This is a genomic window from Maribacter sp., assembly GCF_049667165.1.
GTDB lineage: Bacteria > Bacteroidota > Bacteroidia > Flavobacteriales > Flavobacteriaceae > Maribacter_A.
Window position 1 is genome coordinate 1 of sequence record NZ_JBATHS010000009.1, and the last position, 21927, is coordinate 21927.

23 protein-coding genes are annotated in these 21927 nt (G+C 38.5%); 12 read left to right on the forward strand and 11 right to left on the reverse strand.

Annotation, left to right across the window (positions count from 1 at the left end; genetic code table 11):
- Positions 1 to 1571, reverse strand: a 1571-nt coding sequence (locus tag WBM98_RS00230; protein WP_424363995.1) for a transglycosylase domain-containing protein, incomplete at its 3' end; no start/stop codon positions are given.
- A 105-nt stretch (positions 1572 to 1676) separates the two neighbouring features.
- Here WBM98_RS00230 and WBM98_RS00235 point away from each other — a divergent pair.
- Positions 1677 to 2450 carry a S1/P1 nuclease gene (locus tag WBM98_RS00235; protein ID WP_424363996.1) on the forward strand — a complete coding sequence of 258 codons (774 nt, stop codon included), beginning with the start codon at positions 1677 to 1679 and terminating at the stop codon, positions 2448 to 2450.
- A gap of 230 nt (positions 2451 to 2680) precedes the next feature.
- Here WBM98_RS00235 and WBM98_RS00240 read toward each other — a convergent pair whose 3' ends face one another.
- The gene (locus WBM98_RS00240) at positions 2681 to 3259 is read right to left on the reverse strand and encodes an alpha-ketoglutarate-dependent dioxygenase AlkB family protein (RefSeq protein WP_424363997.1); all 579 of its coding nucleotides are present in this window, start codon (positions 3257 to 3259) and stop codon (positions 2681 to 2683) included.
- An 11-nt stretch (positions 3260 to 3270) separates the two neighbouring features.
- Positions 3271 to 4086, reverse strand: coding sequence for an AraC family transcriptional regulator (locus WBM98_RS00245; RefSeq protein WP_424363998.1), 816 nt, complete (start codon positions 4084 to 4086; stop codon positions 3271 to 3273).
- Between the two features lie 447 nt (positions 4087 to 4533).
- Between WBM98_RS00245 and WBM98_RS00250 the strand changes: the two genes are divergently transcribed.
- The 4 genes from WBM98_RS00250 to WBM98_RS00265 all read left to right on the forward strand — a co-directional run bounded on the left by WBM98_RS00250 (position 4534) and on the right by WBM98_RS00265 (position 8182).
- Positions 4534 to 5121, forward strand: coding sequence for a T9SS type A sorting domain-containing protein (locus WBM98_RS00250; RefSeq protein WP_424363999.1), 588 nt, complete (start codon positions 4534 to 4536; stop codon positions 5119 to 5121).
- Positions 5122 to 6086: 965 nt separating this feature from the next.
- Positions 6087 to 6674, forward strand: coding sequence for a hypothetical protein (locus WBM98_RS00255; RefSeq protein WP_424364000.1), 588 nt, complete (start codon positions 6087 to 6089; stop codon positions 6672 to 6674).
- A 119-nt stretch (positions 6675 to 6793) separates the two neighbouring features.
- On the forward strand, positions 6794 to 7078 hold the full coding sequence (locus WBM98_RS00260; RefSeq protein ID WP_424364001.1) for a hypothetical protein: 285 nt from the start codon (positions 6794 to 6796) through the stop codon (positions 7076 to 7078).
- Between the two features lie 516 nt (positions 7079 to 7594).
- Positions 7595 to 8182, forward strand: coding sequence for a hypothetical protein (locus tag WBM98_RS00265; RefSeq protein ID WP_424364002.1), 588 nt, complete (start codon positions 7595 to 7597; stop codon positions 8180 to 8182).
- 50 nt (positions 8183 to 8232) lie between these two features.
- Here the strand turns inward: WBM98_RS00265 and WBM98_RS00270 are convergent, their stop codons facing one another.
- The 5 genes from WBM98_RS00270 to WBM98_RS00290 form a co-directional block, all read right to left on the reverse strand.
- A complete protein-coding gene (locus WBM98_RS00270) occupies positions 8233 to 8595 on the reverse strand; it encodes a DoxX family protein (protein ID WP_424364003.1) in 363 nt (120 codons plus the stop codon).
- An 8-nt stretch (positions 8596 to 8603) separates the two neighbouring features.
- Positions 8604 to 9254, reverse strand: a complete 651-nt coding sequence (locus WBM98_RS00275; RefSeq protein ID WP_424364004.1) for an MOSC domain-containing protein — start codon at positions 9252 to 9254, stop codon at positions 8604 to 8606.
- Between the two features lie 89 nt (positions 9255 to 9343).
- Complete coding sequence (locus WBM98_RS00280) at positions 9344 to 9784, reverse strand: hypothetical protein (RefSeq protein ID WP_424364005.1); 441 nt, start codon at positions 9782 to 9784, stop codon at positions 9344 to 9346.
- Positions 9785 to 10124: 340 nt separating this feature from the next.
- The gene (locus WBM98_RS00285; protein WP_424364006.1) at positions 10125 to 10829 is read right to left on the reverse strand and encodes a helix-turn-helix domain-containing protein; all 705 of its coding nucleotides are present in this window, start codon (positions 10827 to 10829) and stop codon (positions 10125 to 10127) included.
- Positions 10830 to 11416: 587 nt separating this feature from the next.
- The gene (locus tag WBM98_RS00290; RefSeq protein WP_424364007.1) at positions 11417 to 11773 is read right to left on the reverse strand and encodes a DUF6249 domain-containing protein; all 357 of its coding nucleotides are present in this window, start codon (positions 11771 to 11773) and stop codon (positions 11417 to 11419) included.
- Between the two features lie 158 nt (positions 11774 to 11931).
- On the opposite strand from WBM98_RS00290, the gene WBM98_RS00295 reads away from it, so the two are divergent.
- Complete coding sequence (locus tag WBM98_RS00295; protein WP_424364008.1) at positions 11932 to 12519, forward strand: RNA polymerase sigma factor; 588 nt, start codon at positions 11932 to 11934, stop codon at positions 12517 to 12519.
- Positions 12503 to 12931: a hypothetical protein gene (locus WBM98_RS00300; RefSeq protein WP_424364009.1), complete on the forward strand. Its 429-nt coding sequence runs from the start codon at positions 12503 to 12505 to the stop codon at positions 12929 to 12931. Before WBM98_RS00295 ends, WBM98_RS00300 begins: the two co-directional genes overlap by 17 nt.
- Before the next feature lie 89 nt (positions 12932 to 13020).
- Here WBM98_RS00300 and WBM98_RS00305 read toward each other — a convergent pair whose 3' ends face one another.
- Both WBM98_RS00305 and htpG read right to left on the reverse strand, forming a co-directional pair.
- Positions 13021 to 13434, reverse strand: coding sequence for a DUF2141 domain-containing protein (locus tag WBM98_RS00305; RefSeq protein WP_424364010.1), 414 nt, complete (start codon positions 13432 to 13434; stop codon positions 13021 to 13023).
- Positions 13435 to 13467: 33 nt separating this feature from the next.
- Positions 13468 to 15357 (reverse strand): molecular chaperone HtpG, encoded by a 1890-nt coding sequence (htpG, locus tag WBM98_RS00310; protein WP_424364011.1) that lies wholly within the window; start codon positions 15355 to 15357, stop codon positions 13468 to 13470.
- A 338-nt stretch (positions 15358 to 15695) separates the two neighbouring features.
- Here htpG and WBM98_RS00315 point away from each other — a divergent pair, with 338 nt between their 5' ends.
- The 4 genes from WBM98_RS00315 (at position 15696) to WBM98_RS00330 (ending at position 19717) form a co-directional block, all read left to right on the forward strand.
- Positions 15696 to 16358 (forward strand): TetR family transcriptional regulator C-terminal domain-containing protein, encoded by a 663-nt coding sequence (locus tag WBM98_RS00315; protein ID WP_424364012.1) that lies wholly within the window; start codon positions 15696 to 15698, stop codon positions 16356 to 16358.
- 22 nt (positions 16359 to 16380) lie between these two features.
- On the forward strand, positions 16381 to 17703 hold the full coding sequence (locus WBM98_RS00320; protein ID WP_424364013.1) for an ABC1 kinase family protein: 1323 nt from the start codon (positions 16381 to 16383) through the stop codon (positions 17701 to 17703).
- Between the two features lie 109 nt (positions 17704 to 17812).
- The gene (locus WBM98_RS00325; RefSeq protein WP_424364014.1) at positions 17813 to 18820 is read left to right on the forward strand and encodes a 3-oxoacyl-ACP synthase III family protein; all 1008 of its coding nucleotides are present in this window, start codon (positions 17813 to 17815) and stop codon (positions 18818 to 18820) included.
- A 537-nt stretch (positions 18821 to 19357) separates the two neighbouring features.
- Positions 19358 to 19717 carry a CoA-binding protein gene (locus WBM98_RS00330; protein WP_424364015.1) on the forward strand — a complete coding sequence of 120 codons (360 nt, stop codon included), beginning with the start codon at positions 19358 to 19360 and terminating at the stop codon, positions 19715 to 19717.
- A gap of 148 nt (positions 19718 to 19865) precedes the next feature.
- On the opposite strand, the gene WBM98_RS00335 is transcribed toward WBM98_RS00330, so the two are convergent.
- Positions 19866 to 21353 carry a sodium:solute symporter gene (locus WBM98_RS00335; RefSeq protein WP_424364016.1) on the reverse strand — a complete coding sequence of 496 codons (1488 nt, stop codon included), beginning with the start codon at positions 21351 to 21353 and terminating at the stop codon, positions 19866 to 19868.
- A gap of 57 nt (positions 21354 to 21410) precedes the next feature.
- Here WBM98_RS00335 and recR point away from each other — a divergent pair.
- The coding region (gene recR, locus WBM98_RS00340; RefSeq protein ID WP_424364017.1) for a recombination mediator RecR at positions 21411 to 21927 on the forward strand (517 nt) is incomplete at its 3' end.

Consider the following 21927-nt stretch of genomic DNA (forward strand, 5'->3'; position numbering starts at 1 on the left):
ACGTTTTCGATTCCTGTTTTTTCCAAAACCTTTACCGCCACCGTATTCACTGAATTGCTCAAGGCCATTTCCATTGAATAGTTTAGATAGGTCTCATCTTCATTGCCGGAGTTGCTAGGCGACCAGCCTTTTAAATTCTCGTATTCCACTTCCTGGGCCGAGAAATAGGTGCATGGAGGAATGCCTGTTTCAAGGGCGGCGGTATAGACGATGGGTTTGAATGTAGATCCTACCTGTCTTTTACTCTGGGCCACATGATCATATTTGAAATACTTGTAATTGATGCCACCAATCCACGTCTTTACGGCCCCGGTCTTGGCATCAATGGACAAGGAACCCGTATTCAGGAATTTCATATAATGCTGCAGGCTATCGATTGTACTGGCCTCAACCAATTTTTCACCGTCCCAGTCCGCCAAGGTCATTGTTCTTTTTCGTTGAAGGGAGTCCATGATTTTTTTATCATCCCATCCTAGTTTCTCCAGATTTTTAAATGCTGCAGTTCTTTTGACCAATTTTTGGATAAGTGATTTGTCCTTATACCAAGGGGCGTTCTTCCCATAACTTTTTTCGAACTTATTTTGCAGGGAGGACATATGATGGGCCATGGTTTCCTCTGCCCATTTTTGCATTTTCGAATCTAAGGTCGTGTAGATCTTAAGACCTGAAGTATACAGATTATAATCGGTACCCTGTTCATTTTGAATTTCGCACCACTTACGAAGTATTTTGCGAACCTCTTCCCTAAAATAAGGGGCTGTACCTACATCATGGTCGAATTCCCGATAATTCAGCTTTATTGGAAGTGGGGCGATACTATCCTTCTCAATTTGGGATAAGAAATCGTTGTCTAACATTGCTTGTAGGACTAAATTTCTCCTATCGGTACTTCTTTCTGGAAACAATCTTGGGTTATAGCTATGTGTGGCCTTCAGCATACCGATCAAGGTTGCGGATTCTTCGATATTCAATTGGGTCGTTGTCTTATTGAAAAACTTTAATGCCGCACTCTCAATACCAAAGGTATTTCCGCCAAAGGAAACGGTATTGAGATAATGCTCCAATAGTTCTTCCTTTGAAAAGAGGTTTTCCAGACGTTGGGCAATGATCATTTCCTTTACCTTGTTCACGGCAAGGTTTGTTGTATTGCGTTCCTTGCGGGGATACAGGTTTTTGGCCAGTTGTTGGGTCAATGTACTGCCACCTCCCGATGATTGATCCTGCATTAAAATGGTCTTTACCATGACCCGAAGAAGGCTTCGATAGTCGATACCGGAATGATCATAAAATCGTTCATCCTCGATAGCGATCAAGGCATTGAGCATGTGTACTGGAATACTATTGAACAGAATGGGCTGTTGGTCATTCACATAATATTTTCCAATGAGTACGCTATCCGAAGTATATACTTCGGAAGCCCTATAATAATGAAAAGTAGAAAGCTCGCTTTTACTGGGTAGCTTGCCCCATACGCCCAAACGAACACTTAGAAAAAATAGCAGAACCCCCAAAATAACCACTGCTAGGGCCATAGCGGTATATCGGACGTATTTGTTCTTTATGTTCTTCAAATTCAATTCGCTTATGGGTTGCAAGATCGAACTAAAAAATGAAATAGGAACAAGAGTTAACATTAGATTAAAATCCTTTTTCTAATTTTGAAACAAATAAAAACCATGAAAAAAATAGTGCTTCTTATACTCCTCATAGGTCAGATTTCTTGGGGGAATTCACCATTTTGGTCGAAAACGGGACACAGGGTCATCGGTGAAATTGCACAAGAAGAACTTTCAGGAAAGGCAAAACGTACCATTGACAAACTTTTAGACGGGAAGAGCCTCGCCTCGATTTCAAATTTTGCCGATGAAATAAAAGCGGATTCCCGGTATAGGGAATTCAGTGCGTGGCATTATGTGAATATTGCTCCGGGCAAGGATTATTCCGTAGATGAGGCCAGTAAGTACGGTGATTTGGTGGTGGGTATCGACAAATGCATTGCAATGGTGACCAATGAAGGAAATACGACCGCTGACCGTGTCTTTTACTTAAAAATGTTGGTGCATCTGATTGGCGATCTTCACCAGCCCATGCATGTTGGAAGGGCCGAGGACAAAGGGGGAAATGATATTCAGGTACAATGGTTTGGTAGGGGAAGCAATCTTCATAAGGTCTGGGATTCGAATATGATCGATGACTATGGTTTGAGTTATTCTGAATTGGCGAATACCCTTCCCAAATTGGATAAAAGGGCGACTAAGCAGCTGCAGGAAGGCAGTATTCTCGATTGGGTGAAGGAGTCACAGGGAATCGCTGATTCATTATATGATTCCGTCAAAGTTGGTGAAAAGCTTGCCTATCGATATAGTTATACCTGGTGGGGCACGGTTGAGTCCCAATTGCATAAGGGCGGATTGCGTTTGGCTAAAGTGTTGAACGAGCTTTTTAAATAACCATTTTCCCATGGAATTCACGGCAATTCAATTTATGAATATGTATTTATTCCCCTTATCCTAAAAATGGGAATTTGGTCGAATAATAATACCTTGGCATAAGATCTGAAGTTATATTAGTGTAGTTGCGCATGAGGACATTAGTGCAGTGACCCGAACGCTAAAGGCAGTGCTAGACTTGTAAAAAGGGTATAAAAAAAACCGGTATATAATTATATAACCGGTTTTTTTTATTTTAACATTCTAAAGGTAAGGTTAATACGCTCCCCAATGGGTTTTGTTGTCTTTGGTACCTGATGTTGCCAGAAATGTTGGGACTTTCCCTTCATCAGTAAGAGGCTCCCATGATTCAATAGTAACTTGTGCTTCATGTATTTGTTCTTTTTATGCCGTAAATGAAAGGGCCTTTCTTGCCCTAGACTTATTGAACCGATGATCGGGTTTTGTCCCAACTCCCGTTCATCGTCCGAATGCCACCCATTACTGTCCTGCCCATTCCTATATAGATTTAAAAGGCAGGCATTGAATTCAACTTGTGCAATGGCCTCGATACTGTTCTTGATCTCCAATAATTCGCCCGTAAACAATTTTGGCTGCATGGTAATATTGGAATAAGAATATGTTTTTCCCTCAGCGCCATACAAGGCCGTTAACCTGGGCTGCGGGTACACTTTGCCAAAGACCTTTATATCATCCTGCTGCCAGGGAATGGTGCTCCTGAAATGGGCAAAATAGGCATCAGCCTTTTGGCTATCGATAAAGTCAGGGTAGTATGTGATATCGGCATCCGCTAACTTCAATGAATACATCCTTTCGCCGTTTATTGTAAAACCGTACTCAATTGATTTCTATATGCCGATGGATTTTGTCCCGTAAAGGCCTTGAACGATTTGTTGAAATGTGAAAAATTATTGAAACCGCATTCAAAACAGACCTCTGTAATACTCATGGGTTGCTCAGCCAGGAGTTTCGAGGCATGTACGAGGCGGTATTCGTTTACAAATTGCACGAAAGTCTTATTGGTGATCTTTTTAAAGTACCGGCAGAACGATGGTATGGTCATACTAACCAAGTCCGAAATCTCTTGTAAGGTTATTTCCTCCTTAAAATTATTCTTGACATGATTGAATACCATATTGATGCGGTCATTGTCTTTGGTATCGGCTTCCAAGGAATAGCCATGGGCATTCAATATCCGAAACTCTTCGGTATTTGCCAATCCGTGTAGAATGTCCAATATGGATAATAAGCGCTCAAAATTGGATTGGTGATCCAATGCCTCCATCTTTGCCCCCAATTGCTGTTTTGTTTCCCCAAAGAAGACTACCCCTGCCTTTGCAATCTCGAAAATAGTTTGGATTTTTTTCATTTCGGGAATATCGAAAAAATCGTTTCCCAGAAAATCCGTCTTCATTTGTATAACGGTCTCACTTCTATTTCCGGTCAGCTTATCGGTAAAACCACAATGGGGCAGATTGCTGCCTATCAATATAAGGGTGCCATTCGTATAATAAGATAGGTTACTTCCTATCTGGCGTTTACCGGCCCCACCATTTACATAGACCAATTCGATCTCGGGGTGGTAATGCCATATATTGTTCCTGTTGTTTTTTGAAGCGTCGAATTTTTGGTACATATAGGAATGTCCAAAATTGGGTTATATCGCTTCCAGTGTAGGTTTCTGTTTCAACATATAATTTAGTTTCTAATCTGCAAAGTTACTAAGGGTATACGTAACCGAACTTTGCAAATTTAACTCAAATCTATGCTAAATTACCCCTTAACAATTAATTAACCTACTTATTTGGTAAAATACCATATAAATTGGAAAATAATGATGTAGTGAGACGGATATTTCGGTCGTAGGTTTGTCCCGTAATTAATTTTGAAAATAATTAAAAGAAAAAATGAGAGCACCAATTAACAAAATGCCAACAGTAGCACGAAAGGGTTCATTCTTTTCAAGCTTTAAAGACAGCAAAAGGGTTGTCTGGGCAACCAAAAGAAATTATAATCGCTAAATAAAAAATAGAATTAACCATCAATCATTTAATTATTCATTAATCGTTAAAATCAAAATGTTATGAAAACAATTAAGAAATTATCACTGAGCGCGGCCTTTTTATTCATTACAGCCTTTGGCCTGGCCAACGAAATCGATTTGAGAATCATCCCAGCGGAAGATAGTAAAACCTTGGTTTTTAGATATGACAATCTTTCTACCGATGCAACACTTAAGTTCATTGATGTACAGGGCAATGTCATTTTCTCTGAATCCCTTGAAGATAAAGCGGAGTATTCAAAAAGGTTTAACCTGAATGGCCTGGAAACGGGAACTTATTTTCTTGAAGTGGAAGATGCTATCAAAGAGACGGAATATACCATACTGGTTGAAGATTCCCAAATTTCAATCGAAAACAAGTTAGAGAAGAACAAACCTGTCTTCAGACAAAAAGAGGGTATGGTTTATCTTAATCTTTTGAACTTGAGCAAGGAAGAAGTTGAGGTTAAAGTTTTCGACAGCAGTGACAGGGTGGTATTTAACCAGATATTCGAAAACGAGGATCTTATTGAAAAGGCTTTTAATTTTGAAAAGGCCTACAAAGATCAATATAGTATTATGGTCAAAACCAGTTCTGATAAATATATCGAAGATATTTTAGTTGATTAAGTTGATTTAATTTAGTTCGAGGGAAAAGGGGGGCGTAAGCCCTCTTTTTTTTTGTTCGCATTACTGATAGGAGAAGGCCTAATTCATTAGCACGAATGGAAGTGGTATTCTTGGGTCTTAGGAATAAAACCATATGGATAGTACGGACGCAGCTATATCAATGTTTAACAGATAAATTTTGGCCAGACCACTCAGGCCCACCATTAATTCCTAATTTATTAAGAGAACTTCGTTGATCAGGTTTCCCCAAAACATGCCCCAATTCTATTCTAGATGAGCGTACTTGCCTTTTCAATATGGATATTCTAAATACTATTCAGAAGTTTTATGCCCTTCGGGAGGTGCTTACGGTCAACTATAGTATCATCTTCAACATGGGTTTTCCTATAAATAAAGGTTTCTCCGAATTGATGTTTCCGGCCCCACCATTGTCCTATACCAGTTCAATTTCGAGGTGATAGTACCATTTGTTATTCCCATTGTTCTTTGGAACGTCGAATTTTTGGTACATATAGGAATGTCCAAAATTGGGTTCAATAGCTTTTAGGGTAGGTTGCTTATTGAGTGTATAATTTCCTTGCTAAACTAAAATATGACTCAAGCTGTGCACTACCGAACTTTGCAAAATTATCTCAAATCTATTCTAAATTACCCCTTAATGGTCAATTGGCCTACTTATCTGGTAAAATACCATATAAATTGGAAAATACTGATGTAGTGGGACGGATATTGCGGTCGTAGATTTGTCCTGTAATTAATTTTAAAATAATTAAAAATAGAATATGATAACACCAATTAAGAAGATGCCGACAGTTGCAAGAAGGAATTCGTTCTTTTCAAACTTTAAAGACAGCAAAAGGGTTGTCTGGGCAACCAAAAGAAATTATAGTCGATAATCACTCAATAGAAATATAGATTTATTCATCAATCATTAAATTATTTATTAATCCTTAAATCAAAAAGTTATGAAAACAATTAAGAAATTAACACTAAGCGCGGCCTTTTTATTTATTAGCTCTTTCGGTATGGCCAACGAAATGGATTTGAGAATCTTCTCAGACAAGGAAAACAAGACCATGGTTTTTAGATATGACAATTTATCGACCGATGCGGCACTGCGATTCATTGATGTACAGGGCAATGTCATTTTCGCTGAATCTATGGAAGACAAAACAGCCTATATGAAGAAATTCAATCTCGCGAGTCTGGAAACAGGCACTTATTTCCTAAAAGTGGAAGATGCGATCAAAGAGACTGAATATACCATTAGTATTGCAGATTCAGGAATTTCAATCGAAAACAGGTTGGAAAAGTACAAGCCTGTCTTTAGAAAAGAAGGGGATATGGTTTATCTTAATCTGTTGAACTTGAGTAAGAAAGAGGTTGAGATCAAAGTTATTGACAATAACGATCGCGTGGTTTTCAACCAAGTATTCGAAAATACCACACTTATTGAGAAGGTCTTCAACTTCAAGAATGCCCATGAGGGTCGATACAGCATTATGGTGAAGAACCTGAATGATAAGTACTACGAAGATATTTTAGTTGATTAAGTTGGTTTTAATTTAGTTCGAGGGAAAAAGGGGGCGTAAGCCTCCTTTTTTTATGCGTATTTTAAATAAGAAAAGACCCAACATGGACAATAGGTATTCAAAACTGGATTAGTGTTCCAATGCCTTCATCTTTGCCCCCAATCGCTGTTTTGTTTCCCGAAGAAGAATACCCCTGCCTCTACAATCTGGAAAAAAGTTTGGATCTTTTTCATTTAGGGAATATCGAGAAAATCGTTTCCCAGAAAATCCGTCTTCATTTGTATAAGGGTCTCACTTCTATTTCCGGTCAGCTTATCGGTAAAACCACAATGGGGCAGTTTGCTGCCTATCAATATAAGGGTACCCTTCGTATAATAGATAGGTTACTCTCGATCTGGCGTTTACCGGCCCCACCATTTACATAGATCAACTCGATCTCGGGGAGGTAATGCCATATATTGTTCCTGCTGTTTTTTGAAGCGTCGAATTTTGGTACATATAAGAACGTAAGAAATTGGGTTCTAAAGCTACCAGTGTAGGTTTCAGTTTCCACAAATGATTAAGTTTCTAAGCTACAAAGTTACTAAGGGTATACGTAACCAACTTTGTAAAATTAACTCAAATCTATGCTGAATTACCCCTTAATAATTAATTTAACTACTTATCTGGTAAAATACCATATAAATTGGAAAATACTGATGTAGTGAGACGGATATTTCGGTCGTAGGTTTGTCCTGTAATTAATATTGAAAATTATTAAAAAGAAAATATGAGAGCACCAATTAACAAAATGCCAACAGTAGCACGAAAGGGTTCATTCTTTTCAAGCTTTAAAGACAGCAAAAGTTGTCTGGGCAAGCAAAAGAAATTACAATAGATAATTAAAAATAAAATTATTCATCAATCATTAAATTATTCATTAATCCTTAAATCAAAAAGTTATGAAAACAATTAAAAAATTAACACTAAGCGCGGCCTTTTTATTCATTACGGCCTTCGGCATGGCCAATAAAATCGATTTGAGAATCGTCTCAGATGAGAACAGTAAAAAATTGGTTTTTAGATATGACAATATAACTACCGATGCAACACTGAGGTTCATTGATCTACAGGGCAATGTTATTTTCTCTGAGTCCCTTGAAGACAAAACAGAGTATTTAAAAACATTTAACCTGAATAGTCTGGAAACAGGCACTTATTTCCTTGAAGTGGAAGATGCGATCAAAGAGACAGAATATACGATTTTGGTTGAAGATGCCCACATTTCTATCGAAACCAAGTTAGAGAAGAACAAACCTGTCTTTAGAAAAAAAGGGGATATGGTATATCTTAATCTGTTGAACTTGAGTAAGAAGGAAGTTGAGATCAAAGTTATTGATAATAGCGATCGTGTGGTTTTCAACCAAGTATTCGAAAATACCGCACTTATTGAGAAGGCCTTCAACTTTAAGAATGCCCATGAAGGTCGATACAGCATTATGGTGAAGAACCTTAATGATCGGTATTACGATTATATTATAGTAGATTAAGTTGGTTTTAATTTAGTTCGAGGGAAAAAGGGGGCGTAAGCCTCCTTTTTTTATGCGTAATTTAAATAAGAAAAGGCCCAATAGATCAATACGAATTGAAGAGGTAGCCTAAGGATCAAAATCCATTTAGGGATGCCTGCGGCCGCTTTGTCACCGCTTAGCATATAAAAATGGACCAAAAGAAATAGGGCCAACATCAAGATTATTCCGTAAATGGAAAATGCTTTGGTAACGGTGAAGCACAACCCTATACCTAAAAGAATTTCGGCAAGACCGCTCAATTTCACCAATAATTCTGGTTTTGGCAGGTATCTGGGCATAATTCGGAGATAGATTTTCGGTCGAATAAAATGCATAATCCCAGCTATGATATACATAGCCGCCATGAAGTAAAGATGCCAAGGTGCTGCCATAAGGTGGTTTATAAATTGCCTTTACTTTTAAGATGCTTCTTTAAGCGCTCCTTTTTATAATCGGGTAGTGCGGCATTTTCAATTGCCAGGTTTACTAGGGCCACATCTTTTTCCTTTGCGTAAAGTAATTTATAAAATTGTTGTACGGTAAGCGGATTTTCGGATCTATCGATCAAGACCATTTCATCATGCACCTTTACCTTTCCAGATTCAAGAATACGCACATAGGTGCCGGGATGCCCATGGTCGATATACTGTTGTATAATATCTTGGGTGCCAAACCGAATACCTAATTTATAACATGGTTCCCGAGGTTGTGAAACCTGTACCAAGGATGTACCTATGCTGTAGATATCCCCAATTCTGAGGTTGGACTCTTCAAGACCCTTTACCGTAAGGTTTTCCCCGAACATGCCCCAGTTCCATTCCAAATGAGGGTACTTGCTTTTCCAAAAAGGATATTGATCCGCTGAAAACAGATAACATGCCTTATTGACTCCTGCATGATGTTTTCGGTCGATTACCGTATCATTTTCTACATCGGTCTTTCCTAAAAATAAGGCTTTCTCGGTAGGATATTTATAAATTCCTGTGCGTTCTTCCTTCCCATTCCATAAAAACATCGTTGGATTGCCAATATTGGTAGAAATGATTTTCATACCCTAAAGATAAAAAACCAGATCATATTGATGGTAAAAACCCAGAGGCAATACTCAATTTAACCCGAGGTGTACTTTGTTAAGGATTTTTAATTGTTCGAAGGTTTCTTCGATTTTAAACGTACATCAGCTGGCAAGTATTTTTTGATGGTTTGGTGTTTAAATTCGGTCAGATGGAAAAAGAGAATGTCGTCCCCTTTATTTTCCAGATCATATATATAGGTTTTTTCTTTACAACTCAAAAAGGCAGAGTCTCCCTTTTCAATTCGCATAAGTAAGATCTTTCCATCAGCATATCTCGATATTGCCATACCGGTAGTTAAGGAAACCCAACTGTAGTCCATATTTATTTTGCGAAACGGCAATCTTTCATTGGGCAATAATACAACTTCCCAAATTCGTAGATTTTCGTTTTCAAACAATAAGTTTTGGCCAAGGTCATTGCTTATTTTATTTTCCTTTAATTCTCTTATTTTGCTGGGGCTCCAGCTTTCAAAGTTTCCGGAAGCATTTATTTCTAAAGAATTCATATATAATTTTATAATTTAAAAAGGACTGAATTATTTTTAAACTTCAGGGGGAACCACCAATTTTAGTACTGATCAGCCAATTTAAAAATCTACACGTCAGAAGCATTGGGAAACCTAAAAATCACAGTCCTTTATTTAAACTTTCATATAAAGATTTGGTATATAAACGCTAAAATGCAACTAACATGAAAGGGAAGGTGTCCTGATTTCCGAAATCAGGACACTTTTGAATATTGAAAGGCTTGAAAATGATGCATTTAGGAATCCAAACCATTTCTAAAAGTTGAATTTGGGAAAAAGGGAATAAACGTAGAATTTGGATTTAATGGAATATTTGGCGTTATACGGTTGTTCTTTCCTTGTATGCGGAAGGCGTCATTCCTGTCAATTTTCTAAAGGCGGAATAAAAGGCACTATTGCTATTAAAACCTACCTCTTTACCAATACCCTCGATACTATAATTATCCCCACTTTTGTTTTTCAGTAGCAATTCAGCTTTTTTTATTCGATGCTGATTAATGTACGTATTAAAATTTTGGTTAATAACAGTATTGATAGCTGTTGAAATACGCTTCGGATGTACTTTCAATTTTTCTGCCAAATCAATAATGGTAAGTTCAGCTGACATAAAACTTTCAGTGCTTACCACATACTCCTCAATTTTCTTCATTAACGCTTTTAAATCCTCAATGGCATACGTTGGACTATTTTTTTCATCTAAGGGATCAACTTCCTTAAAATTACCGATCTTTTTAATTTCAAGGGCGGACAAAACTTTACGTTGTATAATACCATTGCCGCCAATCCAGTATATAGCTATTAGATCGAAAATCGAAAATAACAATTTGAAATAATAATTTTGGGGTGAAATGATGTATAGGATATGGATTATAACAGAGGTTGTTAACGCATAGATAAGAAAAATACGGGCCCATTCAAGTTCTTTGAACTCTATTAATGAAAATGTATTCTGAACTTCTTTTTTATGATCATATATCAACCTTAAATTCCAAATACCAATGGCCCATGAATAGCATATTCCCATAAACGTAAAAAAAAGTTCGTACCACAAACTTTGTGAAATTTCCAGTTTTGTCGAATAGGGAAGGAAATAAATAATGACTTGTAATAAAAAGGATATGATTCCTGGGACGATTACCCAATATTTTGTTTTTTGATTGGAAAAAATCGATACTTTTTGTGTATAAATAAAGAACAGCGGAAAAAGTAACCAGGAAAAGTTAAATGGTAATAGGAGCAATTCAGGGTAAACTTGATCTAGATTTAACCCTTTTGGGATAAAAATGAGTAATTTCAAAGAAAACAGCAATAAAAAAAGTCCCAGAAAAAAAGTACTTCTATAGTGCTTATAATTAAGGATTAAAAGTAATATACCTAAAGTAATCCCTTGTATAAGCCCTATAATATCCAATAGGGTTTGAAGATTATAAGTAGGGATGGTTATTTCAAACATAAGAAAAGTACGACAATTTTAGAGAAAGATAAGTCGTAATTTTCTTATAAAAAAGTTGACACAAAATATTTTTTAAGACATGTTTTTAACACAATGGAGTAACTAGAATAACCAAGTGTAAAAACCGGGTTGTTCTAGTTATTTTTTACCTGTACCTATTAATTTTTCTCTTTATCCAATTGCTTGGTAATAAAAAAACCTATTAAAAGTCCTGTTCCTGCAAGTAGAAATATAGTGCCGGGCATGGCATAAAATGAATTTCCCGCAAGGTTGTTCTGTAAAATGCCTCCAAGAACGATACCCCCGCCGATACCCATTAACAAAAGGGCGAGATTCAAGATAAGGATTTTCCATACAGGGGCTGCCTTTTCACTCTTCCCCTTTACGAATATACTGGCATCGGCCCCTTTTTCAATGAGGGCCAAGCGTTCCTTGTTCCGTGTAGAGAAGTGAAGATAAGCGATGCCGAAAATGACAATGAACATACTGATGAAAATAAATACCGGTCCTACCATGATTTGATTGTTTTTAAGTACAGAAACGTGTTCCGTACGGATTGATTAATAAACTCGTTCAAAGGGTAGGACGAAGGTTTTCGATTCGGGGTTACATGTACGTGGTTTTTTTTAAGTTTATGTAACCAACACCGTAAAAATAGCGTCATATGCAGTAGATGAGCCTTGATAAAGACCAACCTTTGATCAATAGGACCCTTAAGGGTGATATGGGTGCCTTTGCCGATTTGGTGGACCGTTATAAATATATGGTCTTTACCTTGGCCATGCGCATGGTTAAAAATAGGGAAGAGGCAGAGGAAATCGCCCAGGATACTTTTTTAAAAACATATCAGGGGTTAAGCGGGTTTAAAGGGGATGCGAAATTTTCGACGTGGGTCTATAAGATTGCGTATTACCGCAGTTTAGACGCTATTAGAAAGTCGGGCAGGAGCATTGAAACGATTTCGATTGATACGGTTTTTGACAGTCATTTGGCAGAAGGGGAAAATGTGGTTTTGCAGCTGGAACGGAGCGATCAGACCAAAACCATAAAAGAGGCTTTACGTTCATTGCCGGGCGACGATGGTATATTGATTACCTTGCATTATTATGAAGAACTGACCTTACAGGAAATCTCCGCAATCATGAACATAAGCGTCACGAATGCGAAAGTTAAATTGCACCGGGCAAGAAAAAAGTTAATGCAACTATTGGCCCATACTTTAGAACCAGAAATTATAAGGAATTATGCAAAGGACCACTAACGATGACATGAACAAATTTGATGGCTTTATTCAAGAAAGAATAAAGAAAGAAGGTTTGGAACAACCCTCAATCAATTTCACCAATACGGTTATCTCTAAAATTGAGGCGGAAAAACAGTCCAACAGGATCGAGGTATATAAGCCTTTGATCAACAGAAAGGTATGGTTGGCAATTGCAGGAACCGTATTAGCTGTTTTTGCCTTTCTTTTTTATGGGAATTCGGTTATAACTTACAATTGGTGGCCAGAACGGATCTTATTGAAATGGGAGAACATGGACATGTTAGACAAAATGCCCGAGGTTTCAGTTTCCAACATTTATGTGTATGCCTGTGTAGGGTTGGCGTTCTTTGTTGGCTTACAGATTGTTTTACTAAAGAACCACTTTAACAAGAGGTATTTTTTGAAATAAAAAACAGTCTTTTTTTTACGAAATGGTTAATCAAAAAAAAACCGCCCTGACAGTTTTATCAGGGCGGTTTTTAAATTGTTTGTATCTATTTACATATACCATAGATCGATTACAATGGATTTGTCTTCCGACAATGTGAAAACCGACTTATTGTAACTCGGTATGCCTTTGTGGTTGTTCGAATTGCCTACACCTTCCTTGGGCATGCCAAACCAATTGGTTTTAAGCTCATTATTGCCATCTTCATCGTGAAAGACCATAATGGCATACTCCCCGGTAGGTAATTGCAGCCGAATATCCGCCACCCCGTTCTTTATAGGTACCAAACCCCTGTGAACCGCTTTGTCAACATTACTGGGAAAACCGACCTTATCTGAAAACACAGTATAAAGTATATTTCCTTTTTCAGAGGTTATACCTGCTACCTTAATGCTAAGGTTAAGATCCTGGCCAGCTACGTAGCCTCCAAAGAGAAGTGCCAAACCTAGAATAACGTTTTTCATCGTAGGGTTTCAGTTTGGCCAAATTTAGCCAAACTATTTGACCATTTCGTAACTACGCTTAATAAAATTGGTCAACTCTTCCCCTTTGAGCAATCCTTTGGACAATCGTGCCAAATCCAACGATTGGTTGATCAATCGCTCCCGTTTTTTGGCCGTTTTGGTAGTTAAGATCTCACCTATCAGCTCATGATTGGTATTGACGATTAGATTGTACATTTCAGGCATATTACCCATTCCGAACATACCACCGCCACCGCCAGTTTTCTGCATCTCTTTCATGCGTCGCATAAATTCAGGCTCGGTGATTATAAATGGCGACGCATCACTATCCATGGCTTCCAATTGAATGGTATAGCCTTTGTCGGTAATCACTTCTTCCAAATTAGCCTTTAGACGATCTTTCTCCTCATCGGAAAGTTTAGAGATCTGGGTATCTTCCTTTTTGATCAAATTGTCCAAATGATCGGCATCAACTCGGGCGAACGAAAGGTTCTCTTTCGAGCTTTCCAATTTTTGCATCAAGTGGGCTATTATAGGGGAGTCCATCAACAATACCTCGTACCCTTTGTTTTTGGCCGCTTCGATATAACTATGTTGCGCTTCCTTATCTGAGGCATAGAGTACGATAAGCTTATCATCCTTATCGGTCTGGTTTGCCTTTAGCGCCTCCTTCAATTCCGCATAGGTGTAGTATTTACCATCAACCGTTGGGTATAAGGCGAAATTATCGGCTTTTTCAAAAAATTTATCTTCGGAAAGCATGCCATATTCGATGACGATCTTGATGTCGTTCCATTTGGCCTCAAATTCTTCCCGGTTGTTTTTGAACAGGGAATTCAATTTGTCAGCAACCTTTCTGGTGATGTATGTCGCTATTTTTTTAACGGCGCCATCGGCCTGTAAATAGGAACGTGACACGTTCAAAGGAATGTCAGGGGAATCGATGACCCCACGCAACATGGTCAGGAATTCCGGTACGATCCCTTCCACATTGTCGGTTACATACACCTGGTTTTGATAGAGTTGTATCCTGTCTTTTTGAATGTTCAGGTCATTGGTCAATTTTGGAAAATATAGGATTCCGGTAAGGTTGAAAGGATAGTCCACATTTAAATGGATGTGGAACAAGGGCTCCTCGAACTGCATGGGATAGAGTTCCCTGTAAAAACTTTTATAATCCTCATCCTTTAGGTCGGCCGGCTGTTTGGTCCAAGCAGGATTGGGATTGTTGATGATATTATCAACCTCTTTGGTCGGCGCGGGATCTTCTTCTTTTGCTCCTTCCGGTTTGGGAAGGGTTTCTGTTTTTGTCCCGAATTTTATGGGAATTGGCATGAACTTATTGTACTTGTTCAATAATTCCTCTATTCTATGTTCTTCGAGAAACTCGGTGGAATCCTCCGCTATATGAAGTATGATCTCCGTACCCCGTTCTTCTTTTTTACTCTTTTTCAATGAAAATTCAGGGGAACCATCACAAGACCAATGGACCGCTGGTTCCTCTTTATAACTCCTTGTTATAATCTCGACCTTATCGGCCACCATAAAGGAGGAATAAAAACCAAGCCCAAAATGTCCGATAATGCCGGCATCCTTACCCGCATCCTTGTATTTGTCCAAAAATTCCTCTGCCCCTGAGAAGGCAACCTCGTTAATATATTTCTTAACCTCTTCCTCGGTCATGCCGATACCGTGATCGATAATATGGAGTTTCTTGCCTTTTTTATCCAATTTCACTTCGATCAACGGATTTCCATATTCAACTTTCGCTTCCCCAATAGAAGTCAGGTGCTTTAGTTTTAAGGTGGCATCCGTTGCATTCGAGATCAATTCACGTAGAAAAATCTCATGATCGCTATAAAGGAATTTTTTGATTAAAGGAAATATATTATCTACTGATACATTGATTTTACCTGTAGCCATTTTATTTATTTTTTTTAAGATTCATAGAACATACCTGTCAAAAAAAATACCATTCTGCTAAAGAGTGACAAACTGACACGAAAACTTCGAAAATAAGGGCCTCAAACTTTAACAAATATTTTTGTTTAATAAAAAACCAAAAATATTAAACAATATGTATCTTTGTAGGGATTGGGAATTGATTTGCTATGAAAAAGTCAATATTGATCCAATCGATACTAGTTTATAGTGGTTTGGTTGTTAGAGAACGTGCTTTCCCTTGAAAGCACGTTTCTTTAATAAAATCCACCACGAAGATTGCGGTATAGGATAAATCAAAACAATCCAAAAAAAATAAGATGGTAGCTAAAGCCAAATCAAGGAAACTTACTGAAAATGATCTTATAACCATGTATATGGATTATGTGTTGGAACATGAGACCAAGCCAAAATCAGTATATAGGTTCTGTAAAATAAATACGATCGCTGAAGCCGAATTCTATGGCATATTCGGTTCCTTGGAATCGATTCCGAAAAGAATATGGAACAAGTTCTATGAAAACACAGAGGACTTGTTGAATAAGAACAAGGAATTCGAAGGTTTTTCGAACAAGGATAAGCTACTGACATTCCTCTATTCATTCTTTGAACTCTTGACCCTAAACCGTAGCTATGTTCTCTTTGCATTGCAGCAAGAGAAGAATCCTTTGAAGAACTTGGAGCAGCTGAAAGGCCTGCGCAAACGAATCAAGAATTTTGTGACCGGTTTAATCGTTGAAGCCAATGAGGACAAGCCCCTGAAAATAACAAAACATAACCCCAATTTATTCTCTGAAGGGGCCTGGCTCCAGTTTTTGTTTCTACTTAAATTTTGGAAAGAGGATGATTCCAAGGGTTTTGAGAAGACCGATATGGCCATTGAAAAGTCGGTGAACACCATTTTTGATGTTTTTGATAATACACCCTTGGAAAATTTAATTGATTTCGGAAAATTCCTGTATAAGGAAACCTTTGTTAAGTAAGTAACCTTTAGCCCCAATTATATTGAAAACTTTAGATACTATTCCAACAGGTAAAATTGAACGTGCAGGCAAACTGGTAAAGACCGGGGTCAAGATCGGGGGTAATTATGCCAAGTATTACGGAAAGAAATTGGTGAACCCCGAACACACTAGGGACGAGCTTAATGAAGACAACGCAGGAGATATCTATGACGGATTGAAAAGTCTTAAGGGAAGTGCCTTGAAGGTTGCGCAGATGTTGAGCATGGAAAAGAACCTACTGCCCAGGGCATACGTCGAGAAGTTTTCATTATCACAGTTTTCGGTACCTCCACTTTCAGCTCCTCTAGTCCGTAAAACGTTTAAGAAGTATTTGGATAAATACCCAGAAGAGCTCTTTGATACCTTCGATCGCAATTCGATCAATGCGGCAAGTATAGGGCAAGTACATAAGGCCACCAAAGATGACAAGGAATTGGCCGTTAAAATACAATATCCTGGTGTCGCGGAAAGTATACGCAGTGATCTGGCCTTGGTAAAGCCTATTGCCATTCGTATGTTTAATCTACAGGGAAAAGATTCTGATAAATACTTTAAGGAGGTAGAGCATAAATTGGTTGAGGAAACCGATTACCTGCTCGAATTAGAACAGAGTGAGGAGATATCCAAATTTTGTGCACATATCCCCAATTTGGAATTTCCAGAATATTATAAGGCGTTGTCCAGTAATAAGATTATAACCATGGATTGGATGCATGGGCAACATTTAAGCGAGTTTGCCCAGACCGATTTTAATCCGGAATTGGGAAATAAATTGGGCCAGACCCTTTGGGATTTTTATATGTACCAAATTCATGGATTGCGTAAAGTGCATGCAGACCCCCATCCTGGCAATTTTCTGATCAGCGATAGGGAAACACTTATAGCCATTGATTTTGGTTGCATAAAAGCCATTCCTGACGAGTTTTATATCCCTTATTTTGAGTTATCGGAGAAAGAAAACATTTCCAATGATGTGATATTCACCCAAAAACTTTATGAACTCGAGATTTTAACCCCTACGGATACACCGGAGGAATTGAAATTTTTCAAGGCGCTGTTCAAAGAAATGTTGACGTTGTTTACGTCACCATTCAATGAGGAGGACTTTGATTTCGGGGCAGACGATTTTTGGACTAAAATCGCGGATTTAAGCCAGCGTTATTCCACTGATCAACAGATACGTAAAATGAACGGAAATAGGGGTTCCAAGCATTTTCTTTATATGAACCGTACATTCTTCGGACTTTTTAACTTACTGCATGATTTAAAAGCTAAGGTCCGGGTGAATAATTTTCAGAAGTACATGGTACAACCAAAAGAATAGTCTAAATAAATTGGATTAATTTTATCTTTTGATAAAAAGCGGGGCAATCACTACCTTGCACTACAATAGGTAGGTCCTATCTATTGTACAAACCTAAACAGAATACAAAATGTATAATTCGAAAATTACAGGCCTTGGGTATTTTGTACCTGATAATGTGGTAACCAATGATGATTTAGCCAAGGTAATGGACACCAATGATGCGTGGATCCAAGAACGTACCGGGATAAAGGAACGGCGCCATGTCATTAAAGGGGAGGATACTACCATGACGATGGGGGTAAAGGCCGCCAAAATAGCGATTGAAAGAGCGGGGATTGATAAGGACGATATCGATTTTATTGTTTTTGCGACGCTTAGTCCGGATTACTATTTTCCAGGACCTGGGGTACAGGTACAGCATGCCTTGGGAATAAGGACCGTCGGCGCCTTGGATGTGAGAAATCAATGTTCGGGTTTTGTATATGGCATATCGGTTGCCGACCAATTCATAAAAACGGGAATGTACAAGAATATACTTGTCATCGGTTCTGAAGTGCACTCCACAGGCCTTGATTTTAGTACTAGGGGAAGAGGGGTTACCGTAATTTTTGGTGATGGTGCAGGTGCCGTGGTCCTTTCTCGTGAAGAAGATACGACCAAAGGCATACTTTCAACCCATTTGCACTCCGAAGGGCAACATGCCGAAGAACTCTCATTGATCGCACCGGGTATGGGCAAACGGTGGATAACCGATATCATTAAGGACAACGATCCCAATGATACTTCCTATTATCCGTATATGAATGGGCAATTTGTCTTTAAGAACGCCGTAGTACGCTTCAGTGAAGTTATTATGGAAGGATTGATGGCCAATGGACTCACCCAAAAAGATATTGATTTACTTGTGCCCCATCAGGCCAACTTGAGAATATCACAGTTCATTCAAAAGAAATTCGGACTAAATGACAATCAGGTCCATAACAATATCATGAGGTATGGAAATACCACAGCGGCTTCCATTCCTATTGCCTTGACAGAAGCGTGGGAACAAGACAAGGTGAACAAAGGCGACCTAGTGGTCTTGGCAGCCTTTGGTAGTGGTTTTACATGGGGAAGTGTCATTATACGCTGGTAGCTTTCCGTGCCTAAAATAAAACCCTGACGAATTTCGTCAGGGTTTCTTTTTGGTCAAGCCTTATCTGGGACCAACCAACCAGCATCCCATCAAGTCTTACCCAAATTCTTAAGGGTAGTTTGAATATAGTTTCACTCCCAGTTACCCCTGTGTATTCCGATCATTCTAAGAGAAAGCAGGCTTCAATGGTATATAAAGGACGAATCTTTTTCGTCTTTGTTACTGATTTGGTAGACTTTAACGTTCCTTTATAAACCTCTTGGGGATTGCACATGGGGTCATACACGGGTCGGTCCTCAATAAAACAAAAGGGTGCTTGGGATGTGTCATGCACAAGGGTATTAAACATATAAAACCCTGACGTTACCGCCAGGGTTCCTTTCGCTGATAGGCTATACTAAACACTAACCATTAACTATAAACATATAGCTTTATCAACGACCTTTATATTTGGTATAGTAGTACTGCATCTATTCTTTTATTTTTATTAGACGTAATTTTAATAAAAAAATTACACATGAAAAACAGTTTTAACATATGAAAAACACACTTGTTTTTGGGGCTTCATTGAAACCAGACCGTTACAGTAATATGGTAACAAAACGTCTAGTTGGCAAAGGAATTGCCACACAGGCATTCGGATTACAAGTAGGAGTAATTCACGGGGTTGAAATTAAGACCAATTTAGATGATATCCAAAATATACATACGATTACTTTGTATTTAAGTCCAAAAAGACAGGCTAAGTACTATAATGACATTATTAACCTACATCCTGTAAGGGTAATTTTTAATCCAGGAACCGAAAACCCTGCGTTTTACGAAATGCTTTCGAAACAAGGTATCGAAGTCGTCATAGCCTGCACTTTGGTACTCTTGGCCACTGACCAATACTGATGTATTTTGGGTTTTTCCCGCATTCGATCAGTGAAAAATCGTGCGGATGTTCGAAAACAACGAAATACAGCCCTTTTTTTGATTGATCGGGTCAGATGAAGGTAAATCCTACTTAAAAGTAGGCCATTGGTTTAAAGAAATGCCTGCTTTACCCATTGAGCGGGTTTGTTATGGGCTGCTTCTTTTTTCGAATCAACATCAATCCTAAAAAAGTTATAAGTCCATTCAAGGGCAGCAATTCATAACCAAAAACATAGCCCCCTATATTTTCAGGGGGCAGCTTCCCTAAAATATAACAGATGGCGACCGATACAATTGCAACGATCCATACATACCTGTCTTTTACCATATACTTTGTAAGTATGCCGAAAGCGAATAACCCCAATAAGGGGCCATAGGTATAGGACGCTACCTGAAGCAAACCATCGATGACATTGGTATCTAGGATATGTTTAAAGGAGATTACCACAATGATCAATAAAAGACTCATACCGATGTGGGTAGCTTTGCGAATTTTTTTTCTCTTGTTTTCAGGTTTATGGCCGATACCCAAGAAATCAACACAAAAAGAAGTGGTCAATGAGGTCAAGGCGCTATCCGCACTACTGTACGCGGCAGCAATTAGACCCAATATAAAGGTAATGGCAACGGTAATGCCCAAACCACTGTTCAATGCGATTTCGGGAAATAGAAGGTCAGGTTTTGTTTTGCCATCCATCGTCGGAATTGAAATTTGGAATTTTTCGGCATAAATGAACAATAATGCCCCGAGTAGCATAAAAATAAAGGTAACCAGCACCAATATAAGACTAAAGCTCACCATGTTCTTTTGGGAATCTTTTAAAGTCTTACAGGTCAGGTTTTTCTGCATCATGTCCTGATCCAGACCGGTCATACAGATGGTTATGAACATTCCCCCCAAAAATGACTTTAACAAATGGTTCTTATCCGAAAAATCACTGATAAACCAGGTTTTGTTATACTGTTTCAGTTCTGTTGAGGTTAAAAAGTCCATGAAGCTCCAATCCAATTGTCTAAGGATGAAAAAGATCGATAAACCCACTGAAACCAGCATAAACAAGGTTTGTAGGGTATCGGTCCAAACAATGGTCTTGATTCCCCCTCTGAACGTATAGATCCATATGAGTAAAATGGAAAGGGTAACGGTAAGTTCAAAAGGCACATGCCAGGTGTCAAATACGAATTGCTGCAATACAATGGCCACTAAGAACAATCTGAAGGATGCTCCCAAGACACGGGAAACGAAAAACGATACAGCACCTACCTTATAACTAACAAACCCAAATCGATTGTCGAGGTATTCATAGATCGACGTTACATTTAATCTGTAATATATAGGGAGCAGTACAAAGGCAATGACCATATACCCCAACAGATAACCGAAAACAACCTGCATATAGCTGAATTGGGATGCTTCTACCCAACCCGGCACCGAAATAAAAGTGACACCGGACAAGGATGCCCCGATCATGCCAAAAGCGACCAAATACCATGGAGACTGTTTTCCGGCTTTAAAGAAATCGGCATTCGAGTCATTTTTTCCAGTAAAATGCGAGATTGATAGAAGTACCAGGAAATAGGCCCCGATAAGGAGTAGAATGTGAATGGCTGACATAGAAATAAATTTCGAACGCAAAGTACAAAAAGAAAAATAGTGCGTAATTTTGTTGTTATGGATTTTTCATCAAAACTTTTGGAGAACGCTGTTCATGAAATGGCCCAGTTACCGGGAATCGGAAAGCGAACGGCCTTACGGTTGGTTCTTCATCTTTTGAAACAACCAAGTGGACAAACAAATAGATTGGCCTCAGCATTGGAAGACCTTCGGAATTCGGTCAAATTTTGCGCCCAATGCCATAATATATCCGATGTTGAACTTTGTGAGATCTGTACCAATCCCAAACGGGATGAAAGTTTGGTTTGTGTGGTCGAGGATATAAGGGACGTAATGGCGATTGAAAACACTGGTCAGTACAATGGGCTCTATCATGTATTGGGTGGGAAGATTTCCCCTATGGAAGGTGTTGGTCCCCAAGAATTAACCATTGCATCATTGGTCGCCAAGGCCAAGGAAGGAAAGATCAAGGAATTGATCTTCGCACTAAGTTCAACCATGGAAGGTGATACGACCAATTTCTATATTTTCAAACAACTCGAAGGGGTCCCTTTAAGAACATCGACTATTGCCC

Excerpts from the sequence above, each read along its gene's own strand:
- WBM98_RS00235 (WP_424363996.1), top strand. The coding sequence starts at position 1,677 with ATGAAAAAAATAGTGCTTCTTATACTCCTCATAGGTCAGATTTCTTGG.
- WBM98_RS00240 (WP_424363997.1), bottom strand. The coding sequence starts at position 3,259 with ATGTATTCATTGAAGTTAGCGGATGCCGATATCACATACTACCCTGAC.
- WBM98_RS00245 (WP_424363998.1), bottom strand. The coding sequence starts at position 4,086 with ATGTACCAAAAATTCGACGCTTCAAAAAACAACAGGAACAATATATGG.
- WBM98_RS00250 (WP_424363999.1), top strand. The coding sequence starts at position 4,534 with ATGAAAACAATTAAGAAATTATCACTGAGCGCGGCCTTTTTATTCATT.
- WBM98_RS00255 (WP_424364000.1), top strand. The coding sequence starts at position 6,087 with ATGAAAACAATTAAGAAATTAACACTAAGCGCGGCCTTTTTATTTATT.
- WBM98_RS00260 (WP_424364001.1), top strand. The coding sequence starts at position 6,794 with ATGCCTTCATCTTTGCCCCCAATCGCTGTTTTGTTTCCCGAAGAAGAA.
- WBM98_RS00265 (WP_424364002.1), top strand. The coding sequence starts at position 7,595 with ATGAAAACAATTAAAAAATTAACACTAAGCGCGGCCTTTTTATTCATT.
- WBM98_RS00270 (WP_424364003.1), bottom strand. The coding sequence starts at position 8,595 with ATGGCAGCACCTTGGCATCTTTACTTCATGGCGGCTATGTATATCATA.
- WBM98_RS00275 (WP_424364004.1), bottom strand. The coding sequence starts at position 9,254 with ATGAAAATCATTTCTACCAATATTGGCAATCCAACGATGTTTTTATGG.
- WBM98_RS00280 (WP_424364005.1), bottom strand. The coding sequence starts at position 9,784 with ATGAATTCTTTAGAAATAAATGCTTCCGGAAACTTTGAAAGCTGGAGC.
- WBM98_RS00285 (WP_424364006.1), bottom strand. The coding sequence starts at position 10,829 with ATGGGAATATGCTATTCATGGGCCATTGGTATTTGGAATTTAAGGTTG.
- WBM98_RS00290 (WP_424364007.1), bottom strand. The coding sequence starts at position 11,773 with ATGGTAGGACCGGTATTTATTTTCATCAGTATGTTCATTGTCATTTTC.
- WBM98_RS00295 (WP_424364008.1), top strand. The coding sequence starts at position 11,932 with ATGAGCCTTGATAAAGACCAACCTTTGATCAATAGGACCCTTAAGGGT.
- WBM98_RS00300 (WP_424364009.1), top strand. The coding sequence starts at position 12,503 with ATGCAAAGGACCACTAACGATGACATGAACAAATTTGATGGCTTTATT.
- WBM98_RS00305 (WP_424364010.1), bottom strand. The coding sequence starts at position 13,434 with ATGAAAAACGTTATTCTAGGTTTGGCACTTCTCTTTGGAGGCTACGTA.
- htpG (WP_424364011.1), bottom strand. The coding sequence starts at position 15,357 with ATGGCTACAGGTAAAATCAATGTATCAGTAGATAATATATTTCCTTTA.
- WBM98_RS00315 (WP_424364012.1), top strand. The coding sequence starts at position 15,696 with ATGGTAGCTAAAGCCAAATCAAGGAAACTTACTGAAAATGATCTTATA.
- WBM98_RS00325 (WP_424364014.1), top strand. The coding sequence starts at position 17,813 with ATGTATAATTCGAAAATTACAGGCCTTGGGTATTTTGTACCTGATAAT.
- WBM98_RS00330 (WP_424364015.1), top strand. The coding sequence starts at position 19,358 with ATGAAAAACACACTTGTTTTTGGGGCTTCATTGAAACCAGACCGTTAC.
- WBM98_RS00335 (WP_424364016.1), bottom strand. The coding sequence starts at position 21,353 with ATGTCAGCCATTCACATTCTACTCCTTATCGGGGCCTATTTCCTGGTA.